The sequence below is a fragment of the Streptomyces sp. NPDC023838 genome, assembly GCF_040639555.1.
GTDB lineage: Bacteria > Actinomycetota > Actinomycetes > Streptomycetales > Streptomycetaceae > Streptomyces.
Genome location: NZ_JBFAAD010000015.1, coordinates 39,944 through 59,878 on the forward strand (window position 1 = coordinate 39,944; position 19,935 = coordinate 59,878).

At 73.7% G+C, this 19,935-nt stretch carries 18 protein-coding genes; 3 read left to right on the forward strand and 15 right to left on the reverse strand.

Features of this window, described 5'->3' with window-relative positions; all coding sequences use genetic code 11:
• Positions 1–32: 32 nt before the first annotated feature.
• From AB0G17_RS19770 to AB0G17_RS19780, 3 genes are all read right to left on the reverse strand, one after another.
• Entirely contained in the window at positions 33–1,088 is a 1,056-nt protein-coding gene (locus AB0G17_RS19770) for a hypothetical protein (RefSeq protein WP_361383951.1), read from the reverse strand.
• 142 nt (positions 1,089–1,230) lie between these two features.
• Positions 1,231–2,418: an MBL fold metallo-hydrolase gene (locus AB0G17_RS19775; protein WP_361383954.1), complete on the reverse strand. Its 1,188-nt coding sequence runs from the start codon at positions 2,416–2,418 to the stop codon at positions 1,231–1,233.
• 219 nt (positions 2,419–2,637) lie between these two features.
• On the reverse strand, positions 2,638–4,413 hold the full coding sequence (locus tag AB0G17_RS19780) for an alpha/beta fold hydrolase (protein ID WP_361383957.1): 1,776 nt from the start codon (positions 4,411–4,413) through the stop codon (positions 2,638–2,640).
• Between the two features lie 238 nt (positions 4,414–4,651).
• On the opposite strand from AB0G17_RS19780, the gene AB0G17_RS19785 reads away from it, so the two are divergent.
• Positions 4,652–5,641, forward strand: coding sequence for a helix-turn-helix domain-containing protein (locus AB0G17_RS19785; protein ID WP_361383961.1), 990 nt, complete (start codon positions 4,652–4,654; stop codon positions 5,639–5,641).
• A gap of 93 nt (positions 5,642–5,734) precedes the next feature.
• Here the strand turns inward: AB0G17_RS19785 and AB0G17_RS19790 are convergent, their stop codons facing one another.
• From AB0G17_RS19790 to AB0G17_RS19825, 8 genes are all read right to left on the reverse strand, one after another.
• Entirely contained in the window at positions 5,735–5,923 is a 189-nt protein-coding gene (locus AB0G17_RS19790) for a DUF6059 family protein (protein ID WP_361383964.1), read from the reverse strand.
• Positions 5,924–5,953: 30 nt separating this feature from the next.
• Positions 5,954–6,211 (reverse strand): acyl carrier protein, encoded by a 258-nt coding sequence (locus tag AB0G17_RS19795; protein ID WP_361383967.1) that lies wholly within the window; start codon positions 6,209–6,211, stop codon positions 5,954–5,956.
• Between the two features lie 78 nt (positions 6,212–6,289).
• Entirely contained in the window at positions 6,290–7,357 is a 1,068-nt protein-coding gene (locus AB0G17_RS19800; protein ID WP_361383970.1) for a glucose-1-phosphate thymidylyltransferase, read from the reverse strand.
• 31 nt (positions 7,358–7,388) lie between these two features.
• Positions 7,389–8,861, reverse strand: coding sequence for an FAD-dependent monooxygenase (locus AB0G17_RS19805; protein WP_361383973.1), 1,473 nt, complete (start codon positions 8,859–8,861; stop codon positions 7,389–7,391).
• Positions 8,862–8,882: 21 nt separating this feature from the next.
• On the reverse strand, positions 8,883–9,641 hold the full coding sequence (locus AB0G17_RS19810) for an NAD-dependent epimerase/dehydratase family protein (protein WP_361383976.1): 759 nt from the start codon (positions 9,639–9,641) through the stop codon (positions 8,883–8,885).
• The gene (locus AB0G17_RS19815) at positions 9,642–10,322 is read right to left on the reverse strand and encodes a TylF/MycF/NovP-related O-methyltransferase (protein ID WP_361383979.1); all 681 of its coding nucleotides are present in this window, start codon (positions 10,320–10,322) and stop codon (positions 9,642–9,644) included.
• A 51-nt stretch (positions 10,323–10,373) separates the two neighbouring features.
• On the reverse strand, positions 10,374–11,609 hold the full coding sequence (locus AB0G17_RS19820; protein ID WP_361383982.1) for a nucleotide disphospho-sugar-binding domain-containing protein: 1,236 nt from the start codon (positions 11,607–11,609) through the stop codon (positions 10,374–10,376).
• A 14-nt stretch (positions 11,610–11,623) separates the two neighbouring features.
• A complete protein-coding gene (locus AB0G17_RS19825) occupies positions 11,624–12,268 on the reverse strand; it encodes an SDR family NAD(P)-dependent oxidoreductase (protein ID WP_361383985.1) in 645 nt (214 codons plus the stop codon).
• A gap of 164 nt (positions 12,269–12,432) precedes the next feature.
• Between AB0G17_RS19825 and AB0G17_RS19830 the strand changes: the two genes are divergently transcribed.
• Positions 12,433–13,695, forward strand: a complete 1,263-nt coding sequence (locus tag AB0G17_RS19830; RefSeq protein WP_361383988.1) for a nucleotide disphospho-sugar-binding domain-containing protein — start codon at positions 12,433–12,435, stop codon at positions 13,693–13,695.
• A gap of 5 nt (positions 13,696–13,700) precedes the next feature.
• Positions 13,701–14,960 (forward strand): nucleotide disphospho-sugar-binding domain-containing protein, encoded by a 1,260-nt coding sequence (locus tag AB0G17_RS19835; protein ID WP_361383991.1) that lies wholly within the window; start codon positions 13,701–13,703, stop codon positions 14,958–14,960.
• A gap of 58 nt (positions 14,961–15,018) precedes the next feature.
• Here AB0G17_RS19835 and rfbH read toward each other — a convergent pair whose 3' ends face one another.
• The 4 genes from rfbH to AB0G17_RS19855 all read right to left on the reverse strand — a co-directional run bounded on the left by rfbH (position 15,019) and on the right by AB0G17_RS19855 (position 19,925).
• Positions 15,019–16,317, reverse strand: coding sequence for a lipopolysaccharide biosynthesis protein RfbH (gene rfbH / locus AB0G17_RS19840; protein WP_361383994.1), 1,299 nt, complete (start codon positions 16,315–16,317; stop codon positions 15,019–15,021).
• A 125-nt stretch (positions 16,318–16,442) separates the two neighbouring features.
• Positions 16,443–17,360 carry an NAD(P)-dependent oxidoreductase gene (locus tag AB0G17_RS19845; RefSeq protein WP_361383997.1) on the reverse strand — a complete coding sequence of 306 codons (918 nt, stop codon included), beginning with the start codon at positions 17,358–17,360 and terminating at the stop codon, positions 16,443–16,445.
• Positions 17,360–18,703, reverse strand: coding sequence for an NDP-hexose 2,3-dehydratase family protein (locus AB0G17_RS19850; protein WP_361384000.1), 1,344 nt, complete (start codon positions 18,701–18,703; stop codon positions 17,360–17,362). The genes AB0G17_RS19845 and AB0G17_RS19850 overlap by 1 nt, the downstream gene beginning before the upstream one ends.
• 10 nt (positions 18,704–18,713) lie before the next feature.
• Positions 18,714–19,925 carry a nucleotide disphospho-sugar-binding domain-containing protein gene (locus AB0G17_RS19855; protein ID WP_361384003.1) on the reverse strand — a complete coding sequence of 404 codons (1,212 nt, stop codon included), beginning with the start codon at positions 19,923–19,925 and terminating at the stop codon, positions 18,714–18,716.
• Between the last annotated feature and the right edge of the window lie 10 nt (positions 19,926–19,935).

A 19,935-nucleotide genomic window follows, 5' to 3' on the forward strand; every position in this document is an offset into this window, starting at 1 on the left:
GCCCAGGGCTGTCACGCCGTCGCACGGCAGCCCTACGGCGTGCTCCAGCCCGGGTTGTCCGTGGGCAGCAGCGTTCCGAACAGGGACGCGTACGGATCGCCCTGGGCCGTCTTCAGTACGTACGACGGTACGGTCCGGGCGACCGCGTCCTGCAGCCGTGCCAGCAGCTGGGGGATGGGCGGCAGGTGGAGGGAGAGCGCACCGGCCAGCCGGGCGCGGCGCGCCGTGAGGTGGGGCTCGACCCGGCGCAGATCGTTCTCCAGGTACGCGGCCGCCGCCTCCATGGCCGTCAGGCTGCCGCCCGCCGAGAACCGCAGGCAGTCCTGCCAGCCCGGCAGTCCGACGACGATGGCCAGGGCGTCGGCCAGGCTGTCCGCGATCAGCCCGCCCTCGCCCTCGGGGCTCGCGTACACCACGGCGGGCTGCCCGTCCGGGTCGCCGTAGAGAAAGTACGTACCGCCGACGTCGTCCCCGGCGAACCCCTCCACCGGGGCGCCCGAGACGGTCGTCAGTGTCTCTCCGTGGTCACGGCATGAGATGTCGAAGCCGCACAGCGCGTACATCGACTCGGACAGGCCGGGACGGTCACGGAAACGGGCCAGCAGCTCCTCGACCGACGACACGGCCGAAACCCGCGCCCGGCGCGTCCCGTGCGCCCCGCGCGCCCCGCGCGTCCCGTACGCGGCGCCCGCGCCGGCCGGGGGAGTGGCGGGATGGCTGCGGGGCGGGCCGGGAGTCAGCGCGAACGTCCGCCACCGCGTCACGGTCGCCGGCACCGGCGGCTCGTCATGGACGGCCCGCGCGCTGACCGACACCGGCGTCCGCTCACCCCCGTCGAACAGACTCCACGCGTCCCGCGACGCGTCCCGGGACCAGACGAGCCGCCCCGCGCGGCCCGCCGAGGCGCCCGGGATGCCCGGGGTGCCCGTCTCGCGGAGATAGGCGTGTTCCGCCTGCCGCTGAGCCGGTGCCAGACCGCTGAACAGCAGTCCGCCCTCCCACTCCGGATCGCCGTCCCAGCGCGTCTCGTACACGACGGCCCGGCTCTCGTACACGATCCTCCGACCCGGCGACGTGAGGTTGCGCATGGATCTCCCTTCCCCCGTGGCTTCCACCGCGCAGCGGTGTGTGTCGTACACGATCCCTACCGGGGGAGAGGGCCCTTGACCAGGAACCGGCGTTTCCGGAAGCGGGATTTCCCGACGAGAACCGGTCAGCCCGCCCTCACCTTCACACCGCCCTCACCTTCACACCGTCCTCGTCCTCGTCCTCGTCTCCCGCCGGCTCCGCCAGACCTGCCAGACCTGCCAGACCCGCCAGACCCGCCAGCCCCGCCATCAGCTCCCGGCGTGAAGCCACCGCCGCCGGTACGCAGTCGGGCGCGAGCCGCACCGCCGACGCGAGCACCTCGACCAGGCTGATCGGCTCCTCGACGCCGCCCAGGTGCCGGTACTCCACCGCCGCCAGCACCCCCAGCCGCTCCCAGAGCCCCAGCCCCGGCCGCCGGTGCTCCCGCAGCAGCACCCGTGACGCCTCCTCGACGTCCACGCCCGCGCCGTGCAGGGCGTGCAGCCGCCCCCGCAGCTCCTCCATGTACGCCATGTACGCGCGCACTTCCGCCGGCCCCACCAGCGGCCCGTGCCCCGGAACCACGACCTGCGGGTCGAGGTCCAGGATCCGCCGGCAGGCTCCTATCACCCCGCTCAGCGGCCCGGCCCAGTGCACCGGTACGTCCCCGACGAACAGCACGTCCCCGGCGCACACCACCCCGCTCGCGGGCAGGTGCACCACGAGGTCGCCGGCGGTGTGCGCGGGCCCCACCTCGTACAGCTCCACCGGCGTCGACCCGACCAGCAGGTCCAGGCGGCCGCTGAACGTCCGGGTGGGCGGGGCGACTTCGAGGCCGCCGTAGTCGTACCGCCCGAAGTGCGCCAGCAGATACCGCTCGAAGGCGACCTCGTCGCGGCACCCGTCGAGCATCGCCTGCAACTGCCCCGGGGTGGGCTCCGCGCACAGATGCGCCAGATTGGCGTCGGTGCTGATGATCTCCGCGTCCGGGAACAGGCCGTTGCCGTAACTGTGGTCGCCGTTGGCGTGCGTGTTGACGACCGTCGACACCCGGGCACCGGGCCCGGCCACCCGCCGCGCCGCCGCCGCCAGCGCCCGCGTCAGGGGAGCGGTGTACGGGGTGTCCACCAGCAGGATCTCGGAGCCCGGGGAGCCCGGGGAGCCCGGGGAGCCGGGGGAGCCGGGGGAGCCGGGGGAGTGGGTGGACTCGGAGGGCTCGGAGGACTCGGATGACTCGGAGGACTCGGAGGTCACCACGACGCAGTTCGCCATGCCCCAGGTGCCGGGGAACTGCGGTAGCCACGCGTGGACTTGGCCGTCGAGCCGGACGAGTTCGGAAGGAATGCGCATGCCCGCATTCTGCGCGCGGCGCTGCGGGCCCGTACCGGCGGGGGAGACCCGCCGGGGATCGCCGGGGACCCCCACCGGGCCACCGGGAGCCCCATCGGGCCCACCGGGAGTCCACCGGCCCCACCGGGAGTCCACCGGCCCCACCGGGAGTCCACCGGCCCCACCGGGAGTCCACCGGGTCAGCCGGGAGTCCACCGGCCCCACCGGGAGTCCACCGGGTCAGCCGGGCAGCCCCCGCAGCCACTCCACCAGCACCGCGTTCACCTCGCCCGGCCGCTCCTGCTGCATCCAGTGCCCACAGTCCTCGATCATGTACGTGGTGGCGCGGGGCAGCGTGTCCGGGAAGGCCTTGACCGCGTCGGCCAGCCACAGCGAGGGCCCGTCGAACCGCGCCCCGATGTACAGCGCGGGCTGGAGCACCGGCGCGTCGGTCCACGGAGCCAGATCGTCCCAGTCGGTCTCCGAGGTACGGAAGCACGCCAACGGACCGGCCAGACCGCCGCGTTCGAGCTCACCGGCGAAGTGGTCCAGCGCCTCGTCGGTGAGCCAGGACGGCTGGAAGAGGGGAAAGGCGTCGCGCATCCGCCCGCCCGAGGGGATCTCGAAGACCCGGCCGTCGCCCCCGGCCTCCCCGGACAGCGCCGCGTAGAACCCGCGCAGCCACCCCCGTACATCCGGCTCGATCTCCGCCTCCACCCGCCCCGCCCGCTGGAAGTAACTCAGGCAGAACTCGGTGTCCGACGGGCCGAGCCAGGTGAACGCCCCCAGGGGCGCATGGGCGTTGCGCGGTACGTACGGCATGCCCAGCAGCCCGACGGCCCGTACGAGCGACGGCCTCAGCAGCGCGGTGTGGGCGGCGATGCCGGCACCCCAGCCGTGGCCCACGACCACGGCGGGCTCCCCGCCCAGCGCCTGGATCACGCCGACCACGTCACCGACGAGCGCGAGCATCCGGTAGTCACGCACCGCGCCGGGCTTCGACGAACGGCCGTACCCGCGCACGTCGATCGCGGCCGCCCGGTACCCGGCACCGGCGAGCGCCGCCATCTGGTGACGCCAGGCGTACCAGCTCTCGGGGAAGCCGTGGACCAGCACGACGAGCGGCCCCGTGCCCTGCGAGGCCACATGGATACGGTGACCGCCCACGACGTCGACCAGCTGATGGCGGACCGGGAACCCGTGCGCGGCCCCCACGGGCAGGGAACAGCCGAGCGGCGCGACGCCGGGGTCCGACCGACGGCTTTCCGCCATGTCCGACGCCGACTGCCCCAGGTCCGGCGACGCCGACTGCCCGAGGTCCGGCGACGCCAGCTGCTCCAGGTCCGACGACGCCGACTGCCCCAGGTCCGACGACGCCAGCTGCCCCAGGTCCGGCGACGCCGGCTGCCCGAGCTCCGGCGCGAGCAGCGTCATCAACGCCTCCAGCTTGTGCGCGGACAGGCTCCCCACCGCCCGCAACGCATGCGCGCGCGCCCCCTGGTCGCGCAGCAACTGCTCCATCTCGCGTTCGGCGGCCCGCTGTTCCAGCTCCCGCAGGGTGTCGCGCAGCACCCGGGCGAGGGCGCCCTCGCCCGGCTCGGTCAGCCAGCCCGAATGCACTTGGAACCACGCGCTGATGCTCATCAGCGTAGGGACGCTGGGAAGGCCGGGGTTGTCGGGCCTCTGGTAGGACCTCAGCGCCTGGGTGGTGACCCCGATGCCCAGGGCGATCTCGGCCTGGGTGTGCGGCGCCGCGCCCCGCAACGGCCGTACGACGTGGTCACTGCCGCGCCGACGGGTGCGCACCAGCAGCGCCAGCCGCTGGCGCACCCGCGTGGCGACCCCCTCGTCCGCCACCGCCTTCCCGCGCAGCAGCATCCGCACATCGCTCTCGGGCACCCCGCAGGCGTACGACAGCGCGGCCACGTCCAGCACGGCGCCGGGCAGCAGACCGAGCCGCCCGATCAGCTCCGTCACCCGGCCCAGAACCACATCGAGCTCACGGCAGTCGGCCACCGTACCCCCTCTTCGCACCGCGCCCAGGCACTGTCGGCAGCAGCCGTGAGACTAACCGCCGCGATACGCGAAAACCACCGGTGACCGAAAGTCCGCTTTGCATGGAGGCAAAGGGAAGTTGACATGGAAGGGACAGGAGTTGCAGGATCGCGAGATGCGATGACGGTGAGTCAACTCTCCGTAGCACAAGCGGACTTGACCCACCGCCGCCCGGCCAGGCCACCACGAGGGGGACGAAGTGAACCGCGAGGCAGCAGAGCCGTTACGAGGGTTACGCACCACGGGCCCGGCCCCCACCGCCCCAGCCACCGCCCCCGCCACTCCCACCGCCCCCGCCGCCCCGCAAAGTGCCCGCACCGGCCGCAGCCTCCGCCTCCAGGACTTCATCCGGGGCCGCCGCGACCACCTCCATCTCAGCCAGGAGGACGTGGCCGAACGGCTGGGGCTGAGCTGCCGCGCCTACGGCAACTGGGAGCGCGGCCGCGTCAAGGAGTGGGCCGAGCCCAAACTCCTCGCCCTGGCCGACGCCCTGGAGATGTCCGACTACCAGCGCGAACGCCTCTTCCGCCTGGCGGTCGACCGGGCCCCGGCCCCCCGCCCGCACACCCCGGACGACCGCGCGCCCGACCGGGCCACGACCGCGTACCTGGCCGATTACGCCGTGATGATGGACGCCCTGTCGCTGCCCAGCCTGCTCATCGACCACCGCTGGAACGTACGGAGCGCCAACCGCGCGTACCACGACCTCTTCCACGAGGTGGGCCCTCACCCCACGGCCATGCCGGACACCAACTTCCTCCGCTTCGGCCTCTTCCACCCCGACGCGTCCACGGTCCTGGCCGACCTCCCCAACTGGCGCATGTCGATGCTGGCCCAGCTCGCCTCCGGCCTCGAACAGCACGAGCGCGACCCGGAGTTGCGGGCGCTGCGCGGTGACGTCCACCGCCATCCCGGCCTGCGGGATCTGTACGCGGCCGCGCTGCCCCGCTGGGTCCTGGACGCCGGCGCCGACCTCGTCCACCACGAGGGCCCCGTCCACATCCTGCGCCACCCGGACCCGCGCACGGGCCTACGCGTCTGCCGCCTGCTGGAAGAATCCCCCAAACCCCTGCGCCCGCTGGGCCTGACCCGCATCACGCTGGTCCTGACGCCTCTGGACTGCCCGATCGCGGACACCCCGCGCCCGCGCAGGCGGCCTCCGGGCGTACAGGGCCACCGGGCGGCGTAAGAGCCTCCGGGCGGTTGGAAACGGCGAGGTGGCGCGGTGGACCGGGGTCCGCCGCGCCACCGGGAACGGGGGGAGCTGGGGCCGGGAGCGGCTTCAGGGGACGAGACGCTCGGGGTGGCCGGGGGGAGGGGCGTCCAGGAACCGGGAGGAGTGGAAGGGGAACGGGTCGATCTCGTCGGGCTCCTGGTCGTGCGGGCCGAGGTAGCAGCGTCCCAGGGCGGCGAAGTTGCGGATGACGCTCACCACGCAGTGGCGCAGCAGCCAGCGGGTCCGCCAGGACATGCACACCTCCGACCGTGCGGCCGTGACGGGTCACGCATGGGCGCCGAGCTGTTCGTTGACGAGGTCGATGAGTTTCTGGGGGGTGTCGAGCTTGTGCAGTCCCTCGTCGGGCAGGGCCACGCCGAACTCGCGCTCGATGAGCGAGGCCATCTGGAGCAGGGCGAGGGAGTCGAAGCCGAGCTCGGTGAAGTTCTCGCCCAGGACGTCGGCGTCGGGGCCCGCCGGGTCCTCGCCACCGGAGCATTCGCGCATGAAGCGCTTGAGGTGGTCGAGGGTGAAGTCGTTCATGGGGTTTCCTCTTTCGGTGCGGGGATGCGGTGCGGGGTCATGCGGTGCGGGCATGCGGTGCGGGGATGCGGTGCGCGGTCATGCGGACAGGGAGATCTGGGAGTGGTCGCCGACGAGCAGCCTGCGGCGGGGCAGGCTCGTGCCCGCCTGGACGTCCGCCCAGCGCCCGATCAGCGAGCCGTGGATGCCCTGGACGTCGCGGATCGAGGCGCCCTCCAGGACGATCGAGTCGCTGATGCCGGTGCCGGTCAGCTCGCAGTCGCGGCCCACCGCCGTGTGCGGGCCGATGTGGCTGTTGCGGATCACAGTGCCCGCCCCCACGACGACCGGGCCCTCCACCCGCGAGGCGATGATCTCGGCGCCGGGGCCCAGCACCACCTCGCCGGTGAGCACGCTGTCCGGGTCCACTCCGGCGTACGGGCCCTGCGAGCGCAGGGCGTCCAGCAGGACCCGGTTGCAGTCGAGCATGTCCTCGACGTTGCCGGTGTCCTTCCAGTAGCCGGTGAACCGCTCGGCCGACACGGCGCGGCCGTCCTCCACGAGGCGCTGGATCGCGTCGGTGATCTCCAGCTCGCCCCGGGCGCTGGGCCGCAGGCCCGCGACCGCCTCATGGATCGCGGGAGTGAAGAAGTAGACCCCGATGAGGGCGAGATTGCTGCGCGGGTGAGGGGGCTTCTCGGCCAGGGCGAGGACCCGGCCCTCGGCGTCGACCTCGGCGACGCCGAACTGCCGGGGGTCGGGGACCTCGGTCACCAGCAGAGCGGCGTCCGGACGCTGTTCCTGGAACGCCTTGGCGGCTTCGGTGGTGCCGCCGATGAGCATGTTGTCGCCGAGGTACATCACGAAGTCGTCGTCGCCGAGGAAGTCACGGGCGATCTGCACGCAGTGCGCCAGGCCCAGCGGCAGGTGCTGCGGGATGTAGGTGATCTCCAGGCCCAGTGGGGAGCCGTCACCGACGACGGCCCTGATCTGCTCCTCCTGGCCGCCGACGATCAGTCCGACCTCGGTGACGCCCATCGCGCGCACGTTCTCCAGGCAGTGCAGCAGCACGGGCTTGTTGGCCACCGGCACGAGCTGCTTGGGGATCGAGTAGGTGAAGGGGCGCAGACGCGTGCCGGTACCGCCGGACAGAATCAGGGCTTTCATGTCGTTCTCCGTGGATTGAGGGGTGACACGGTCACCGCCGGGCGGGCCCGAACCAGGTGCGCAGGGCCGTGAGGAGCTCCGGTGTCGCGGCGGCCGCCCCGGCCCAGGCGACATGACCGTCCGGGCGGACGAGAAGGGCCTCGGCGGCCTCCTCCTGGAGGGTGGCCGCCCGCACCACGTCGACCCGGCCGGACCACTGCCGGGCGATGTCGTCGAACGCGCCGCGGCCGGTCAGGTCGAGGAGCACCGCGCGGCCGGTGCGCAGCAGTTCGGCCGTGCGGCCGTGGCCGTCGTCGCTCTTCAGCGTCAGCTCGGGCGCGCTGCGGCCCACCCAGGGGTGGGCGTCCGGGCCGGGCGGGTAGACCACGTCGGTGCCCGCGACCAGGGCCGACAGATGCGCGTTCACCTCGGGCAGGGCGAGGAGTTCGCCGAAGACCTCGCGGAGCGGGTCGGTGCGCGGATCGGGGTTCATCAGCGCCAGTTGGGCCCGGGTCTCCTGGAGTACGCGTCGCGCCACGGGGTGGCGTTCGGCGTGGTAGGTGTCGAGGAGCCCCTCGGGGGCGGTGCCGCGGACCTCGGCGGCGAGTTTCCAGCCGAGGTTCATGGCCTCCTGCAGGCCCAGGTTGAGCCCCTGGGCGCCGATGGGGAAGTGGATGTGGGCGGCGTCGCCGGCGAGCAGGACCCGCCCGAGGCGGTAGTGCTCGGCGAGGCGGGTGGCGTCGCTGAACCGCGACAGCCAGCGCGGCTCGCGGATGGCGACGGGCTTGCCGATGACCCGGGCGATGCTCTCGCGCAGGTCGTCGAGGCGGACCGGGTCGTCGCCGTCCTGCGGCGGCCGGAACTCGGTGGTCAGGACGCGGACGACGGGAGCCTGCAGGGCGACGCACATCAGCAGTCCGTCGGCGGTGCGGGTGGTGCCGGGCACTCCGGAGGGCAGTTCGGCCGGGTCGTCGATGAGGACGTCGCCCAGCAGCGCGGTGACGGCCGCCGGGGTGCCGGGGAAGTCGATGCCCGCCAGTTTGCGCACGGTGCTGCGGCCGCCGTCGCAGCCGACGAGGAAGCGCCCCGTCAGGTCGTAGGGCCCCTGCGGTCCCCGCACCTGGACCCGCACGCCGTCGGCGTCCTGGACGAGTCCGGTCACCTCGTGTCCGCGCCGTACCTCGGCGCCCAGTTCGTCGGCGCGTTCCTGGAGCAGCCGTTCCGTCTCCACCTGGGGGATCAGCAGCGAGTAGGGGTGGGCGCCGGGCAGCTGGGCCAGGTCGAGCAGGGGGCTCAGCCCGGCGAAGTGGGCCTTGGGCCACTCCAGCCGGTCCTCGCGGAACCGGTCCGCCAGGCCGCGGTAGTCGAGCATCTCCATGGTGCGCGGCTGGAGCCGGAAGGCCCGGGAGTGGGGGCTGGGACGCTCGGAGCGCTCCAGGACCACGACGTCGACGCCGTGCAGCCGCAGTTCGCAGGCGAGCAGTATCCCGACCGGCCCCCCGCCGGCCACGATCACATCAACCATCTCGGTTTCCTCACAGCAGAGTTACGGGAAGGGGCCGGCCGCCGGGGCCGCCCAGAGGTACTTGTCGAGCACCCGGCGGTAGTAGTCGGGGCCGAAGGCCATGTGGTCCACCCGCGGTACGAGGCCGCGGAGCTTGGCGGTGCTGATGTCCTGGGTGACGGCCGGGGAGCCGTGGTCCCAGTGCGCCGCCGTGCCGAGCCGCGCCTCGATGTGGCGCACGATCCGCTCGATGGGGACCGCGCAGCCGGAGGCCACGTTCACGGTGGTGCGGCTGGTGCCGGCGCAGAGCAGCGCGTCGATGATCGTGACGACGTCGGTGACGTCGATCAGATCGCGGCGCGAGCCCGGGAAGATCCGTACCCGGCCGGACCGCACCTGCGCCGTCAGCGCCGGCAGCAGCTGGTGGGGTGGCTGGTCGGGCCCCACCACATGGCCCAGGCGCAGGGTCAGACAGTCGATGCCCGAGGCCGCCAGCCGTTGTTCAAGGGCGTGCTTGTGCCGTCCGTAGGGGGTGGTGGGCCAGACCGGGCCGTCCTCGGTTCCCGGCTGTCCCGGCCGGGTGTACAGGCCGCTGGAGGCGGTGGAGAAGAAGACCAGCCGCTCCCCACTGCGCGCACAGCGGCGTACCAGGTCGTCGACGAGAGCGGTCTCCCGCCGGAACGACGCGGCCGAGGTGTGCTGTGCCGCCGAGACCCCGGCCGCCGCGACGACCACGCCCGGGTGGGCGTCGGCGATCGTGGAGAGATGTCCGGCGAGGAACCCCGTCCCGATGACGTCCATTCAGGACTGCGCCCGCAGGTAGCGGCCGTAGGCGAGGTCGCCCTCGCCGATGAGGACCTCGACGGGGGAGGGCACACCGAAGTACTCGTCGCAGGCGAGCTTGACGCCGGGGAACTTCACCACCGTACGGGGGTTGGCCTCCGGGTCGGCGTAGTCGTCCAGGATCACGGAGCCGCCGGGGGCCAGGCGCGGGACGCACTCGGCGAGGGAGACCACGGTCGAGCTGTAGAGGTCGCCGTCGAGGTAGCCGAAGGCGATCTGCTCGGGCAGCCCGGTGTGCAGGGTGTCCTCGAACCAGCCGGGGTGCATCACCGGCGGTGTCCTGTCCCAGGCCTCGAACGTGGCCAGGACCTCGGCCTGCCCGGCCGACATCGCGCCGAGCGGCATGACGATCTCGTCCTCCTCCGTGGTGTCGGGAAGCCCCTCGAAGGAGTCGAAGACGTGCACCGGCCGGGTGTCGCCCAGGGAGTCGAGCACGGCGCGGATCCACAGGGTCATCGCGCCCCGGAAGCAGCCGAGTTCGACTATCGCGCCGGGCACCTTCGCCGCGACGACCCGCTCGACCTCCGTGCGCACGTGTCCCAGGCGGTCCGGGTCGACCGTCTCGCCGTGCTCGCGCAGCAGCCACCGGTACAGCTCCTCCAGGGTGTCGTGCCGGGGCGCACCGTTGATCGTCGTCACTGGTTCTTCCTCGCTGTCGTGGGTGGTCGTGTGGTGATGCGCCCGCCGGGGCTACCGGGGGAGGTCCTCGGCGGTGAGCGTGCCGGTGCGCGCCAGCCGCTCCAGCGCGGGCACCAGCCGGGCCGCCGTGGGGTGGCGGTCGATGCCGCTCTTGACGCGCAGCGCCGCCGTGCGCAGCGCGCTGTCGGTGAGCAGCCGGGTCACGGCCTCGCGGATCTGCTCCGCGGTGGCCGTCAGGCCGGGCAGCAGCAGCGCCGAGCCGCCGCGCGCGAACCGGCGGCCGATCTCGATCTGATCGTCCGTCAGGGACAGCACCAGCTGGGGCAGCCCGGCGGCCGTCATCATCGGATTGACACTGCCCTGGTGGATGACCGCGTCGCTGTGCTCCAGGAGCAGATGCAGCGGGTGGTCGCTCAGCAGCCGTACGCCGTCGGGGACCGGGCCCAGGGCGGCGGCCTGTTCGGGCGCCACGGTCAGCAGCAGCTCCGCACCGGCCGCGGTGACCGCGTCGATGGCATGGCGCAGCGCCGGGACGCCGGTGCCGAAGATGCCCGACGCGGAGTTGCCCCAGATCATGCAGATCCGGGGCCGCTCGGGCCGCTCCAGCAGCCAGGGCTCCATCGCTCCGGGGCCGTTGTAGGGCACGTACCGTACGGGCAGGCGCAGGGCGGTGCCCATGTCGGGGGCGAGCTCGTCGGGTGAGGGGTCGATGGCGTAGGCGATCTGCGAGCGGTCCCAGCCGTGCACTCCGTGGCGGGCGAAGGCGCCGGTCGGGTCGTGCAGGCTCGCCTCGACGCTGCCGAACATGCCCGGCGAGTGGTAGACCGACGGCACGCCGGTGGCCAGCGCCGCGAGGACGCCCTCCGGGGTCATCAGGTCGTGCACCACGAGGTCGGGCCGCCAGGCGCGGGCGAACTCCACCGCCGCGTCGCAGTTGCGGCCCAGTGTCGCGCGGTAGCGCCGCGCGAAGTCCTCCTCGTGCGCGGCCACGTCGTACTCGCCGTAGTCGGCCACCGGCTGTCCGGTCTCCGGGTGGACCGGGGGCACCGCCGCGAAGGCGCCGGGCGAGCGCACCGCGGCCGCGTACCGCGACATCCGCTCCACCCGCATCAGCTCGAAGCCCTCCAGGACCGGCGCCGCGGTGAGCCCGGCCGCGCCGATCGCCTCGGCCTGGGCGGGGGCGCAGGCCACCCGCACCTCGTGCCCGGCGGCCTGCAGCGCCCAGCCCAGCGGCACCATGCAGAAGTAGATGCCCTTCCAGTTCGTGGCGGTGAACAGCACGCGCATGCCGGCCCCCGCGCTCACGCCGGCGCCGGGGCCGGGGAGCCCTCGGCGACCAGCAGTGCCACGTTGTGCCCGATGCCGCGGGCCGAGTCGGCGGGCAGCGAGTGGGTCTGGATGCCGAACGAGCCGTACTCCAGCGCGATGTTCTCCAGCGCGGCCCGCACCGCCGCACCGGTGACGGCCCGCGCCGGGTCGGGGGTGCCCGCGCCGTGCGGCGCCGTGTCGCCGACGTACACGAGCGTGCCGCTGCCCCGGCCGACCATGGCGGGCAGGGCAGCGTAGATGGGGGCGAGGCAGTCCAGGAGGCGGGCGCGCACCGTGTCGGTGAGCTCCGCCGCCGGGTCGGGCCCGGCGTCCGGGGGCAGGGCCGGGCAGGCGAGGTCGGTCACGACCAGGACGTCGACGTCTCCGAACGCGCCGCCCGCCTTCTTGCACAGCAACTCGGCCTGGGCGCGGTCCTGCAGGTCGGCCTTGATCGCGACGGCTTGCCCGCCGGCTTCCTCGATGCTCCGTACCACCTGTTTCGCCCGTGCGAACGATGAGAGGTACTGCACGGCAACCGCCGCGCCCTTGCGGGCCAGTTCCGCGGCCACGGCCGCGCCGATTTCGGTCTCGGCGCCCGTGACGACCGCGACCTTGGCGTCCAACGACAACTCCGTCATGGCGCAGAACCTAGGTTCACGCCTTCGAGCCGCGTTATAGGTTGCGGCAAGGCCCGATCGCTTCGGTCTCTCCCGGCCCGCCACCCGCCTCGACGTGCCTTCTACGGGACGTCTAAGCGCGCCCGAAAGGCTGCCCGCCCGACACGACGAGCCGGGAGATCTGGATGAGAGTGCTGTTCACCGCCTCCGACTGGGGCGGGCACTACTACTGCATGGTGCCGCTGGGCTGGGCGCTGCAGGCCGCCGGGCACGAGGTGCGCGTGGCCTGCCCGCCCGGCCAGGCCCGGGCGGTCGGCGAGGCGGGGCTCACGGCGGTACCGGTCCTCGACGGACCCGACATGACGTACTGCACCCGGCTGATCCGCTATCAGGAGGCGGTGGACGGCACGAGCCCGCTGCCGGGCCCGCCGCTGCACCCCGTCACGGGCCGGCCGGTCGCCGACCTGGCCGAGTTCGACGTGGCCGCGGAGACCGCGCGCTTTTGGCAGGACGCGGGCGCCCGGGTCGAGCGCTCCTACGACGCGGCCGTCGAGTTCGCCGGGGCATGGCGACCCGACCTCGTGGTCTACGACATGATGGCCCCGGAGGGCGCCCTGGCCGCGCGGCTCGCGGGCGTGCCCGCGCTCTACCACTCGGCGGGACTGTTCGGCGCGGCCGAGACCGATCCGGTGCTGGAGACCGGCCTGGAGGACCCGACCGGGTCGTTCGCCCGGCACGGCGCGAAGCCGTGGAGCCGGGACCAGATCGAGTACGTCATCGACCCCTCGCCCCTGGAGGCGCTCCCGCCGCACGGCGCCGCGCTGCGCGTCCCGGTGCGCCCGCTGCCGTACAACGGTGTGCGGATCGTGCCGCCGTGGCTGCTGGAGCCGCCGGCCGGCCGGCGCGTCTGCGTGCTGTGGGGCTACTCGGCCACCGCGATGTACGGGCCGTACGTGCCCGCGCTGCGGCACGCGGTGGAGGCCGCCGCCGCCACCGGCGCCGAGGTGGTGCTCACCGCGAGCGCCGAACAGGTCGCCGCGCTGGGCACGTTGCCGCACGGGGTGCGGGTGCTGTCGGACTTCCCCGTCGACCTGCTCCTCGCCACGTGCGACGCGGTCGTCCACCACGGCGGCGCGGGCACCGCGATGAACGCCTTCGCCGCGGGGGTGCCCCAGCTGTGCCTCACCCTCAGCATCGATCAGCCCGTCTTCAGGGAACGCCTCACCCGCGGCGGCGCCGCGCTGGCCCTGTCGGCGCTGACGGCGACGGAGCAGGAGATCCACCGGGCCGTGACGGCCGTGGTGGAGGACGAGGGGCTGCGGGCGGCGGCCCGCACGGTGGCGGCCGGGCTCGCCGCCCAGCCCTCACCGGCCGACCTGGTGGCGCCCCTGGTGGAGCTCGCCCGTACCGGCCGGCTGGATCCGGCGGCGCTCGGGACCCGGGGGTGAGCCGGATGAGAGTGCTGTTCACCGCCTCGGACTGGCGCGGGCACTACTACTGCATGGTGCCGCTCGCCTGGGCCCTGCAGGCCGCCGGGCACGAGGTGCGGGTGGCCTGCCCGCCCACCCAGGCCGCACACGTGGGCCGGGCCGGTCTGACGGCCGTGCCGGTGCTCGAAGCGGTCGACATGACGACGATGGGCCGGATGTTCCGCTACCTCGAAGCGGTGGCGGGCACACGTCCGGGGCTGCCCCTGCACCCCTACACCGGGCGGCCGGTGCGCTCGCTGGACGAGTTCGACGTGGCCACGGAGGCACCCCGGTTCCAGGAGAGCGCGCACGACAGCATCCGGCGCAGCTACGACGGGGCCGTGGCCTTCGGCCGGCGCTGGCGGCCCGATCTCGTGGTGCACGACCTGACCGCCCCGGAGGGCGCGCTGGTGGCCCAGCTGACCGGATGCCCCGCCGTCTACCATCCGCCGGGCCTGTTCGGTACGGCCGAGACACAGCCCGGGATCGACCTCGGCGACGGCGACCCCTCCGCCTCCTTCCCCCGCTACGGCAGGCCGCGGTGGCACACCGGGCATGTCGCGTACGCCGTCGACGCCTCGCCGGCCACGGTCTCGGTGCCGATGGGCTCCGCCCTGCGCATCCCGCTGCGCTACGTCCCCTACAACGGGCCGGGTCACCTGCCCGGCTGGCTCCTGCGGGAGCGGGCCCGGCCCCGGGTGTGTGTGCTGGTGGGGACGTCGGCCGCGGCGGAGGCCACCGAGATCCCGCCGCTGCGCGCGGCGATCGAGGCGGTGCTGGAGGAGGGAGCCGAAGTCGTCCTCACCACCACCGAGCAGCAGCGGCGCGCCCTGGGGCCGCTTCCCCCCGGCGTGCGGACGCTGGAGGACTTTCCGCTGAGCCTGCTGCTGGAGCAGAGCGACGCGGTCGTCCACCACGGCAGCGCCAACGCGTTGATGACCGCGGCGGCGGCGGGGGTGCCGCAGCTCGCCCTGCCCTTCACGGACGAGCAGAGCGTGGTGAGCGAGCGGATCGCGGCCACGGGCGCGGCCCTGTCGCTGCCCGCGCTGCGGACCGGTCCGGCCGAGGCGCGGCGGGCCGCCGTCGAGGTGCTGGCCGGACCGCGGCTGCGGGCGGCGGCCGGCGAACTGCGTGCCGCCGTGGCGGCGCAGCCCGCCCCCGCGGAGCTGGTCGCGCCGCTGGAGCTGCTCGCCCGCACCGGGCACCTCGACGCGGCCGACCTGCCCGTCGCCGGGCACAGCTGAGCCCGGTGGCCCGCCCCGGTCGGGGGGCGGGCCACCGGGTCGTCGGTGCACGGACGCCTCACGCCGACGCGGCGAACTCCTTGATGGACGCCACCACGTAGTCGATCATCTCGATGGTGAGCGAGGGATAGACGCCCAGCCAGAAGGTGTGCTCGGTGATGATGTCGGCGTTCGTCAGTTCGCCCACGACCCGGTGCGGCTGGTCGAGATAGGCGGGGTGACGCACGAGGTTGCCGCCGAAGAAGCGGCGGGTGCCGATCTTGCGGGCCTCCAGGAAGTCCACCAACTGCCGCCGGGTGAAGGGCGCCTCGGGCCGCACCGTGATCACGAAGCCGAACCAGCTGGGGTCGCTGTCCGGGGTGGCCCGCGGCAGCAGCAGCCCGGGGACGTCGGCGAGCCCGTCCCGCATGCGCTGCCAGTTGCGCTTGCGCACCTCGGCGAACTCCGCGACCTTGCGCAGCTGGCTCAGGCCGAGGGAGGCCTGCAGGTCGGTGGCCTTCAGGTTGTAGCCCACGTGGGTGAAGATGTACTTGTGGTCGTACCCGTGGGGCAGGGTGCCCAGCTGGTAGTCGAACCGCTTGAAGCAGGTGTTGTCCTCGCCCGGTTCGCACCAGCAGTCCCGGCCCCAGTCGCGCAGCTGCTCCACGATCCGGGCCAGCCCCAGGTTGCCGGTGACGACACAGCCGCCCTCACCGGTGGTGATGTGGTGCGCCGGATAGAAGCTGGCGGTGGCCAGGTCGCCGAACGAACCGGTCGGCCTGCCCCGGTAGAGCGAGCCCACCGCGTCGCAGTTGTCCTCGATGAGGAACAGGTCGTGCTCGGTGGCGAGCTGGGCCACCTCCTCGGCCTGGAACGGGTTGCCGAGCGCATGCGCGATCATGATGGCCCGGGTCCTGGGCGTGATGGCCTCGGCGATCCGCTCCGGCGTGGTGTTGTACGTCCCCAGTTCCACGTCGACGAAGACCGGGACCAGCCCGTTCTGGATGATGGGGTTGACGGTCGTCGGGAAGCCGGCCGCGACCGTGATCACCTCGTCTCCGGGGCGCAGCCGCACGTCGCCGAGCTGGGGCGAGAGCAGGGAGCTGAGGGCCAGCAGGTTGGCGGAGGAACCGGAGTTGGTCATGTGCGCCTTGCGCAGCCCGAAGAGCTTGGCGAACTCCCGCTCGAACCGGCGCGAGCTGGTCCCGGCCGCGATGCGCATGTCCAGGGCCGCCTCGGTCAGGGCCACCCGGTCGTCCTCGTCCAGTGTCGCGCCGGACGGGAAGATCGGCGTGACGCCCGGGACGAACGCGTGCCGGGCCGTCTCCTGGTGGTACTTGCGCACCAGGTCGAGGATCTGTGTCTTTGCCTCACTCATGCAACGTCACTTCCTGGGAGCCTTCCGGAGAGGAAAGGGGCGGCGGCTTCGGACCACCGGGACCACCACCATGGACCGGTGGTTTCGAGACTGCTTCGACGCCTCGGCGAGGCGGCGGTCAGCGGTCACCGGGCGGCCGACCACAGCGCCACCAGGCCGTCGCGTGGCGTGAACCGCGGCTGCCAGCCCAGCAGTTCACGGATGGCGCGGATGTCCGCCCGCTGCTCGCCGAGCGAGGAGCTGCGGGCGGTCGTGCCGGATGCGGGGGAGCGCACCGAGATCGCGGTGGGTACGCCGCTCACGGCGATCAGGTCGTCGATCAGGGCGCGTACGCCGACGGCGCTGCCGCGCCCGACCTCCAGCACCCGGCCGTCGGCGGCGGCGCGGGCACACGCCCGTACCACCGCGTCGGCCACGTCGCGGGTGTCCACGAAGTCGCGCCGCGCGGTCAGCGGCGGCAGCTCCAGCCGGCAGGTGCCGCCCGCCCGGTCCGCCGCCGCGAGCCGGTCCGCGATACCGCCGAGCAGACTGCCGGCCGGGGCGCCGGCCCCGAGCGTGTTGGAGACGCGCAGCACCACCGCCTCGACCAGACCGGCCTCGGACGCGGCCTGTAAGGCGCGGGTGGCCCGGGCCTTGGAGAGGGCGTAGACGGTGGCCGGTTCGGCGGGCCCCGGCCCGGGCGGCGCGGACGGCGCGCACTCGTGCAGCGAGCCGATCTGCACCAGCCGCGGCCGCACCGGCAGTGCGCCCGCCACGTCGATCAGGCGCTCCACCAGCACCGCGTTGAGCTCGGTCATCTGCGCGTCGGTGGCGCCCCACACCGCGCCGGCGGCGTTGACGACCACCGCGGGCCGCTCCCGCGCCAGCAGCGCGGCGAGAGCGCCGGCGTCCGCGTCACCCAGGTCGGCCCGGACGCAGCGGACAGCGCCCGCGCCGTGCGGACGGCGCCCCACACACACCACGTCCCAGTGCGAGGCCGCGAGCGCGCGGCAGATGTGGCGGCCGAGGAATCCGCTGCCGCCCAGCACCACCACCCGTCTCATCACGGTGTCCGCAGCGAATGCAGGCAGGTCAGGACGGACCGCGCTTCCACGTTCAGGTAGTGGGCGTGGCGCACCAGTTCCGAGACCTCGCCGAGCGTCGCCCACAGGTATCCCTCGGGCACGTCCACCGGGAAGGCGTCGTCCGCCTCGACCACGAGGTAGCGGTTCTCGGCGTGGTGGAACCGGCCGCCCTCCTCCGAGTGGACCGCGTCGAAGCGGATGTGCCCGGCCGGGGCCCGGAGCACCTCGTCGAGGAAGGCAGGCCGGGGCGGGCCGCCCGCCGGGTAGTTGGCGGGCGCGCACTGGACGGTGGGCCCCAGCTCCATCGTGTCGAAGGTGCCGGCCTCGGTGCGCGCCTGCAGCAGCACCTTGAGCACACCGTCGACGCGCCGGGTCACCAGGGCGATCAGGCCCCGGCTCGCCGGGGCGAGCAGCGGCTGCGACCAGCTGGGGACCTCGCGGTCGCCCGCTTCGACGTCGACGCCGAGGACGGAGAAGTAGCGGCCCCCGTCGTGGACGACCCGGTCCGCCGTGCGGTGCCACCCGGCCACCTCGCGCAGCGGGATGCGGCGCCGGGTCAGCTGCCGGCGCGATTTGAGGGCGGTGAACCGGCTCAGCAGCGTCGCCGGGTGCGCGGGGGCCGTGGCGGAGCGGGCGAGGGCCCCCGCGAAGGAGTCCTCGTCGGGCGCCGCGAAGGCGGGTGCCGGGGGCAGGGCGGCCAGGACACAGCGCGCGTCCATGTTGACCAGGTTGTCGACGGCCAGCAGCTCGTCCAGGAGCGCCCGGGATATCCAGCGGAAGCCGTCCCGGACCGGCACGTCCTCGGTGGTCTCGACGATGAGGTTGCGGTTGCGTTTGCCGAGGAACCACGAACCCTGCTCCGACTGCAGGGCGTCCGCGAGCGGGCGCCCGCGGCGCGGGTCGGTGAAGTGCTCCAGATACGGCACGGGGTTGCCCTGGTGCACCCGGGTGTAGTTGCTGTAGGTGGCCTGGACGGTGGGCGACAGCTGGAGGGTGTTGATGTTGCCGGGCTCCATCTTCGCCTGCATCAGGAGGTGCGGGACCCCGTCGAACTCCTTGGCCAGCACGCCCAGGATGCCGATCTCCGGCTGCACGATGATGGGCTGCGACCAGCTCGCCCCGTCCCGCACGCTCACCTGGACGCCCTCGACCGTGTAGAAGCGGCCGGTGTGGTGCACCAGGTTCCCGGTGTCCGGGTCGGTGTGCCATCCGGTGAGACGGTCCAGCGGTACCTCCTTCACCCGGTAGTCGGTGGCCCGGCCGCGCTCGGCGAACCAGCGGTGGAACTGCTCCGATGACGTCACGACGCCGTCGTACGACACGATGTTCTCCTCACACGCCCTCACGGGCCAGGGCTTCCAGGGCGATGACGGTCTCGGCGGGCGTGGGCATCGCGTCCATCTCGGCGCGCAGCCGGGCCAGGGCCGTCGGGTGGCGCTCGGACTCCAGCAGCCGCGCCAGCGCGTCGCGCACCGCGGCGGGGTCGCTGTCGGGGTCGAGTACGGTCCCGGCGCCCGCCCGCCGTACCCGGTGGGCGATCTCCGCGTAGGGCGGGGACTGCGGCAGGACCAGCTGGGGCACACCGCAGGCGACGGCGGTCATGGCCGTGCCCGCACCGCCGTGGTGGACCACCGCGTCGCAGGTGGGCAGCAGCAGATGGAAGGGCACCGACTCGGCGACACGGGCGCCGGGCACGGTGGTTGCCGCCCCGCCCCCGCCCGCCCCGGCGGCGACCACGAGTTCGACACCGAGTCCGGTGACCGCCTGGGCGAGCTCGCCGGTCACCCGGGCCGCGGTCGCCGGGTCGTAGCTGCCGAGCGCGACGCCGCTCGTCACGCACACCCGGGGCCGCCGGGGCCGCTTCGCCAGCCAGGCGGGCGCGGTCCCGGCGCCGTTGAAGGGGACGTACCGCATCGGGGTGCGGCGCACCTCGAACGACTCGGGCAGGTGCAGAGCGGGCGGGGCGGTGTCGATGAGATGGGCGGCGCACTCCCGGGGCTGAGCCCCGTACCGCTCGAACAGTTCGGCGTAGCCGGGCAGCCAGTCGCCCCGCCGGCCCGCCCGCTCGGCGCGCAGCAGCGTGCCCAGCTCCCAGCCCTTGACGACGTGCGGCACCCCCACGGCCGCCGCGGCGACGGGCCCGGCGAAGCAGAGCGCGTCGCACACCACCAGGTCGGGCCGCCACCAGCGGGCGAAGGCGACCAGGTCGTCGGTCATCGTCGCGGCGGCGGCCACCTGCTTGCCCGCCGTGTAGTCGAGGACGGTCGTCTGCCAGTCGTCGAGCAGCTCCGGCCGGGCGGTCCAGCCGTCGGGCCAGGGCCGGTCGCTGCCCCAGGACTTGGTGTTACGGGCCGGGCCCTTGCGCTCGGGCGGGGTGTCCGGGCCGATCGCGACGCCGGGCAGCCCGGTGCGCCGCACGGCGTCCTGGCAGGACGGGGGCGCCGCGACGCGTACGTCGATCCCGGCGGCGCGGGCGGCCCAGGCGAGCGGCACCATCGGGAACAGATGGCCGGGTGCGGCCCAGGTGGCGAAGAGGATGCGCATGGTCGAGGCC